We start from the raw sequence: 6,282 nt of genomic DNA on the forward strand, positions 1-6,282 counted from the left end.
ACGTTCCCGGGGGAACGTCCGCATGACCACGAAGGGTTACTCAGCTCGCGCTGCGGAAGGCGAGGGCCACGTTGTGGCCCCCGAACCCGAAGGCGTTGTTCACGGCCACCCGGTCACCACTGGGCAGCTTGCGCGGCTCCTTGGTCACCACGTCGAGCGTGATGTGCGGGTCCTGGTTGTCCAGGTTGGTGGTCGGCGGGGCGATGCCGTCCCGCACGGCCAGCAGCGTGAAGATCGCCTCCAGCGCCCCCGCCGCGCCGAGCAGGTGCCCGGTCATCGACTTGGTCGCGGAGATCGCCACCCCGTCGGTCGCGTCACCCAGGGCCAGGCGGATGGCCTTGGCCTCGGCGACGTCGCCGACCGGGGTCGAGGTGGCGTGCGCGTTCAGGTGCTGAACGTCGGAGGGGGTCAGGTCACCGTCTGCCAGCGCCGCGCGGATGGCCCGGGCCGCGCCCTTGCCCTCCGGCTCCGGTGCGGAGATGTGGTAGCCGTCCGAGGTGACGCCGACCCCGGCGAGGATGCCGTGGATCGTGGCCCCGCGAGCCTTGGCGTGGGCCATGGACTCCAGTACCACGGTGCCCGAGCCCTCACCCATGACGAAGCCGTTGCGGTCGACGTCGTACGGACGCGAGGCCCGGGTGATGTCGTCGTTCCGCTTCGACAGCGCCTGCATGGCCCCGAACGCCGCGATGGTCACCGGGTGGATACAACCCTCGGTGCCACCGGCCACGACCACATCGGCCAGGCCACGGCGGATCAGGTCCGCACCCTGGGCGATGGCCTCGGCGCCGGACGCGCACGCCGACACCGGGGTGTGGACCCCGGCGCGGGCGCCGAGCTCCAGCCCGATCGCGGCCGCCGGGCCGTTCGGCATCAGCATGGGCACGGTCAGGGGGAGGACCCGCCGCGCGCCTTTCTCGTTCAGCGTGTCGTACGCCTGCAGGGTGGTGTAGAGCCCGCCGATACCGGATGCCATGCACACGGCCAGGCGCTCCGGCTCGACCTCGGGGGCGCCGGCGTCGGCCCACGCTTCCCGGGCGGAGATCAGCGCGTACTGACCACTGGGGTCGAGCCGCTTGATCTCCTGCAGGGTGAGTTTCTCCGTGACCGGCTGGGCCAGGCGGCAGGCGAACTCGACCGGTAGCGTCGGATACCGTTCGAGCCAGGCCGCCTCGAGCGCACGGGCGCCGGAGCTACCCGCGAGCGCCGCCTCCCAGGTGGTCTTCACATCGCCGCCGAGAGGGGTGGTGGCACCCATCCCGGTGACGGCGATCTGCCTGTCGACTGAACCTGTCATGAGAGGTCAGGCCTTGGCCGACTCGGCGTTGCTGATGTAGTCCACGGCGTCCTTGACGGTCTTCAGACCACCCACGGCCTCGTCCGGGATCTCCACGTCGAACTTGTCCTGCGCGTTCACGACGATCGTCATCATCGACAGCGAGTCGATGTCCAGGTCGTCGGTGAAGGACTTCTCCAGCTGCACGTCGCCGGCCGGGATGCCGGTCTCCTCAGCGACGAGCTCGGCGAGTCCGGCGAGGATCTCGTCCTGGGTGTGAGCCATGGTTCTTCTCCTATGTGTGGGTGTTGCTCTGGTGGGTGTTCCGGCATGTTTCGGATGAGGACACCGTCTTCACCCGGGCCTGCTGCTCGGCCCCGCCACGAGGGGCGGGACGGAGAACTTCAGGGCAGTTCGACGACCTGGGCCGAGTAACTCAGCCCGGCACCGAAGCCGATCAGGAGGGCAAGCCCTCCGGAGGGTACCTGGCCCTCGGTGACCACGCGGTCCATGGCCAGCGGGATGGACCCGCCGGTGGTGTTACCGGCGTCGATCACGTCGCGGGCTACCACGACATGGTCGGGAATCTTGAGCTGCTTGGCCATCTGGTCGATGATCCGCGCGTTCGCCTGGTGCGGGATGAACGCGGCCAGGTCGGCCACGTCGACCTCGGCGGCCTCCAGCGCCTTACGGGCCACGGGAGCCATCTCCCAGACCGCCCAGCGGAAGATCTTCGGTCCCATCATGGTCAGGACCGGCCACGGCGGCGTACCGCCCGCGTCACGCTCGTCGCGGTAGTCGGTCCAGGACTGGGTCTGGTGGAGCGCCTGCCACTGGTCGGCGTCCGAACCCCAGATCGTCGGGCCGATACCCGGGGTGTCGCTGGGGCCGATCACCGCGGCGCCGGCCCCGTCCCCGAAGATCATCGCGCTGCCCCGGTCGGCCGGGTCGATGACGTCGGTCATCCGGTCCACGCCGATGAGCAGCACGTGCCGGGCCGAGCCGCCGCGGATCATGTCGTTGGCCACGCTGACACCGTGCGAGAACCCCGCGCAGGCGGTGGACAGGTCGAACGTGACCGCCTTGCCCGCGCCGATCCGGGCCGCGACCATGGAGGCGGCCGACGGGGTGGAGATCATGTGGGTGATCGTGGCCACGATCACCGCGTCGATGTCGGCCGGGGCCAGCCCGGCGCGCTCCATGGCCTGCTGGGCCGCGGGAACGGCCAGGTCGACGATGGTCTCGCCGGGTGCGGCGAAGCGGCGGGTGATGATGCCGGTGCGCTCGCGGATCCACTGGTCCGAGGAGTCCAGGACCTGGCAGATCTCGTCGTTCGTCACCACCCGGTCGGGCCGGCGGCTGCCGGTTGCGAGGATACGGGCGTACTCGGCGCCGCGCCTGCTGCTGATGCTCACGCGATGGCCTGCGATTCCTCGGGGGTGGTCAGGGAGACCGACGGCTCGGCGTGCTTCTCGATCAGCGCGCGGGCCGCGGGCAGGTCGTCGGGGGTCTTCAGGGCCACCAGTTCGACACCCGGCAGGGCGCGCTTGGCGATACCGGTCAGGGTGCCGGCCGGCGGCAGCTCGAGCAGGCCGGTGACGCCCAGCTCGCGGAACGTCTCCAGGCACAGGTCCCAGCGCACCGGACGGCTGATCTGCCGCACGATCCGGCCGAGCACCTCGCGGCCGTCGTCCACGACCGCACCGTCGGCGTTGGAGACCAGACGGACGCGGGGGTCGTGGGTGGTGACCGCGCGGGCATAGCCCTCGAGCACCTCGACCGCAGGGGCCATGAAGCGGGTGTGGAACGCGCCCGCCACCTTCAGGGGCCGCACCCGGGCCTTGGCCGGCGGCTCGTCCTTCAGCCGCTCCAGGTTCTCCAGCGTGCCCGCCGCAACCACCTGACCGGCCATGTTCATGTTCGCCGGGGTGAGGTCGAGGCGCTCCAGCGTCGCGAGCACCTCGTCCGGGTCACCGCCCAGCAGCGCGCTCATCCCGGTCGGGACGGCCGCGGCGGCCCTGGCCATCGCCTTGCCGCGCTCGCGCACCAGCACCATCGCCTGCTCGGCCGTGATCACGCCGGCGGCGGCCGCGGCGGTGATCTCACCGACGGAATGCCCGGAGAAGGCACCGACCTCGGGGACGTCCAGCAGAGGCAGGGCCAGCAGCCCGGCCGCGACCAGCAGGGGCTGCGCGACCGCGGTGTCCTGGATGGTCTCGGCGTCGGAGGTGGTGCCGTGCCCGACCAGATCGAGGTCCGCGACGGCCGAGAGCCAGTTCAGGCGGTCGGCAGCGCCCGGTTCCTCCAGCCAGGGGCTGAGGAAACCAGGGGTCTGGGAGCCCTGTCCGGGCGCGACGATGACGAGCACGTGCTTAACGATGCGCTGAACGGAGCAGCGGCGGACGCCGTGGGAAGCACCAAGGTTTGGCCCTGGTGTTGGAGGGTTCCTACAAAGGAGGGCTGGGCGAAATCCGCTCAGGGCGGTGTATCGCCCACCCGACCTGCGATGATGGCAATCCGTAGAACGAATGCTCCACGCGCGTCAGTAGGGTCCCACCTAGTGATGTCACTCACGCGGCGCAGTCGGTACCGCACGGTGTTGGGGTGCACGAACAGCGCCCGGGCGGCACCTTCCAGCGAACCGCCCAGCTCGACGTAGGTCCAGACCGTCTCCAGCAGATGGGCCGAGCCGTCGGCCAGCGGTCGGTAGGCCTGCTCGATCAGGGTGCGGCGGGCCTCCTCGTCCCCGGTGAGCAGCCGTTCGGGTAACAGGTCGTCGCTCTGGACCGGCCGTGGGGCCCCGGGCCAGGCGCGGGCGGCGGACAGCCCGGAGATCGCGGCGCGGGCCGACTCGGCCGCCGCCATCAGCCCGTTCACCGCCGGCCCGATCACCAGCGGGCCGGGACCGAAGTACGGAGCCAGGTCGGGTACCAGCGCGGCCGGGTCGTCACCGTGACCGAGGATCGCCACCAGGCGTTCGCCGTGCGTGCCGACCAGCAGGTCGCCACCGGCGGCGCGGGTGCTGCGGCGCAGACCCTCCAGGCTCTCCTCGACCGGCTCGGGCGGCGTGGCCCCGGCCACCACCACGACCTTGACGGCCGCGCCCCAGTTCAGCGCCGCCGCCCGGGAGCGCAGGTCCTCGCTCTGGGCGCCACGCAGGACGGCGTCCACCACCAGGGCCTCCAGCCGGGCGTCCCACGAACCGCGCGACTCGGCCGCCCGGGCGTAGATCCCGGCCGCGGCGAAGGCCACGTCGCGGGAGTAGCGCAGCACCGCCTCGCGCAGGTGCGGCTCGGCGCCGGGGGCCGCGATCGAGGGCACCTGCTCCTCGACGGCGTCCACCACCGTGCGCACCATCTCCAGCGCGTGCTGCAGGGAGATGGACCGGGTCAGCTCGCGGGGGGCCGTACCGAACACGTCGGCCGTGATCTGCACCTGCCCACCCGGCTCCTGGTACCAGGCGATGAAGGCGGAAATCGCCGCGTGCGCGATCAGCCCGACCCACGACCTGTCCTGCGCGCTCATCGCCCTGTACCAGGGCAGCGCGTCTTCCATGCGCCGCACGGCCTCGCCGGCGAGGGCACCTCGCGCCGCTCTCAGATTCGCGACGGTCGCCTCGTCCGCGGTCACCACGCTAAGGAGATTAGGGCACGCCGGGCCCGCAGCCTGCGGCGGAGCCGATTGTCAAGATGTCACCCGGCCCGGTGAGCGCTTGCCCGTAGCGACGTACGCTGCGAGAACGTCGCGGGGGCAGCCATCAGCGGTCGCCGTCGGCAGGCCCTACGCGTTAGGGTCGAGATGGTCCTACGTCACACAGGAGGCACTCAGAGGCAGCTCACAGGCAGCATGGGCGTCACATTGCCGTTACGCCACGAGGTTGTATCAGCTGCCCGGTGACCAGGATCGATTCTGCACCGAGAACCGCACGGACACAGCCAGCAAACACAGCACCGCGACTGCACCGCAGGTTGCCGAAAGGGGCGATATGTCAGCGCTGGATCGGCTGAAGCGGCGCTCGACGGACGACATCGTCGCAGGCGGCGGTGGCGACCGGGCCGAGATCGCCGCAGCTCATTCCGTCGAGACCCCCGTCGAGCTCGGTGGTGGTGATCTGCACGCCACCGACGAGGACCGCAGCGAGGAAGAAGCACTGCGCGCCCGTCTGGGGGAAGACCCCAACGACTTCGCCGCGTTCGACCGGCTCGCCGAGATCGTCGGCGCGATGGCCGCTGAGAACCACGAGGGCGGCGACCCCCAGCGGGGGGTGGAGAACTCCATCTGGGCCCTGGCCGAAGAGGTTGCCCAGAACAACCACGCCTGGTATCCCCTGATCCAGCTGGCCCGCCTCTCCATCGACGACGACCGCGAGACGGCCCTGCGCCGGCTCAGCACCGCCGCCGACCGCGACGCCACCGGTGAGGCCCTGGCCCAGGGTCTGGCCATGCTGCGCGAGGCCGGGCACTCCACCGACGCCCTGAACCTCGGGGTCGGCCACTGGCGTCCCCGCGAGCACGTGATCGGCGCGGCCCGCGAGCTGATCCTGGCCGCGATCGAGACCGAGCGGCTCAGCGAGGCCCGGCGGCACCTGGCCGCCCTCGCCGAGCATCCCGACCAGGCCGCGGCCGAGGCCCTGCGCGACGAACTCGGCGGCCGCCTGGGCCGGGGCTCCACCCCGCCCACCGGCTCCATCGCCGTGGGCGGCGCGAACGGCGTCGCCACGATGTTCTAGAAGTCACCGAAGGGGCCGGCGGATCTTCCGCCGGCCCCTTCGTCATGCCCCCATAACCCTTCCGTGATCATGCAAAACCTCCCCAGGGTTCTAGAACTCTCAACGCCACAGTTCTAGAACTCCGGGGAGGTTTTGCATGATCACGAACAAGGGGGCGGGTTAGTACGGTCGTTGCACCAGTCCTGATGGTGGTGGAGGGTGCTTGTGCCGGGTGAACGGTTGACGTTTGGGGAGCGGGTCGCGATCAGCGCGATGCTGCAGGAGGATCGGACGTTCC

Annotated in this window: 5 protein-coding genes and 1 pseudogene; 1 reads left to right on the plus strand and 5 read right to left on the minus strand. The window is 70.9% G+C overall.

Features of this window, described 5'->3' with window-relative positions; translation table 11 throughout:
- Positions 1-40: 40 nt before the first annotated feature.
- From QSK05_RS31425 to QSK05_RS31445, 5 genes and pseudogenes are all read right to left on the minus strand, one after another.
- Positions 41-1,297 (minus strand): beta-ketoacyl-[acyl-carrier-protein] synthase family protein, encoded by a 1,257-nt coding sequence (locus QSK05_RS31425; protein ID WP_285601021.1) that lies wholly within the window; start codon positions 1,295-1,297, stop codon positions 41-43.
- Between the two features lie 6 nt (positions 1,298-1,303).
- Positions 1,304-1,561, minus strand: coding sequence for an acyl carrier protein (locus tag QSK05_RS31430; RefSeq protein WP_231484633.1), 258 nt, complete (start codon positions 1,559-1,561; stop codon positions 1,304-1,306).
- Positions 1,562-1,680: 119 nt separating this feature from the next.
- Complete coding sequence (locus tag QSK05_RS31435; protein ID WP_285601022.1) at positions 1,681-2,691, minus strand: beta-ketoacyl-ACP synthase III; 1,011 nt, start codon at positions 2,689-2,691, stop codon at positions 1,681-1,683.
- A gap of 38 nt (positions 2,692-2,729) precedes the next feature.
- Positions 2,730-3,644, minus strand: a pseudogene (locus QSK05_RS31440) (ACP S-malonyltransferase); the annotation flags it as partial.
- A 107-nt stretch (positions 3,645-3,751) separates the two neighbouring features.
- Complete coding sequence (locus QSK05_RS31445; RefSeq protein ID WP_285601024.1) at positions 3,752-4,909, minus strand: PucR family transcriptional regulator; 1,158 nt, start codon at positions 4,907-4,909, stop codon at positions 3,752-3,754.
- 352 nt (positions 4,910-5,261) lie between these two features.
- Here QSK05_RS31445 and QSK05_RS31450 point away from each other — a divergent pair, with 352 nt between their 5' ends.
- Positions 5,262-6,005, plus strand: a complete 744-nt coding sequence (locus tag QSK05_RS31450; RefSeq protein ID WP_285601025.1) for a hypothetical protein — start codon at positions 5,262-5,264, stop codon at positions 6,003-6,005.
- Positions 6,006-6,282 lie beyond the last annotated feature (277 nt).

Source organism: Kineosporia sp. NBRC 101731 (assembly GCF_030269305.1).
Lineage (GTDB): Bacteria > Actinomycetota > Actinomycetes > Actinomycetales > Kineosporiaceae > Kineosporia.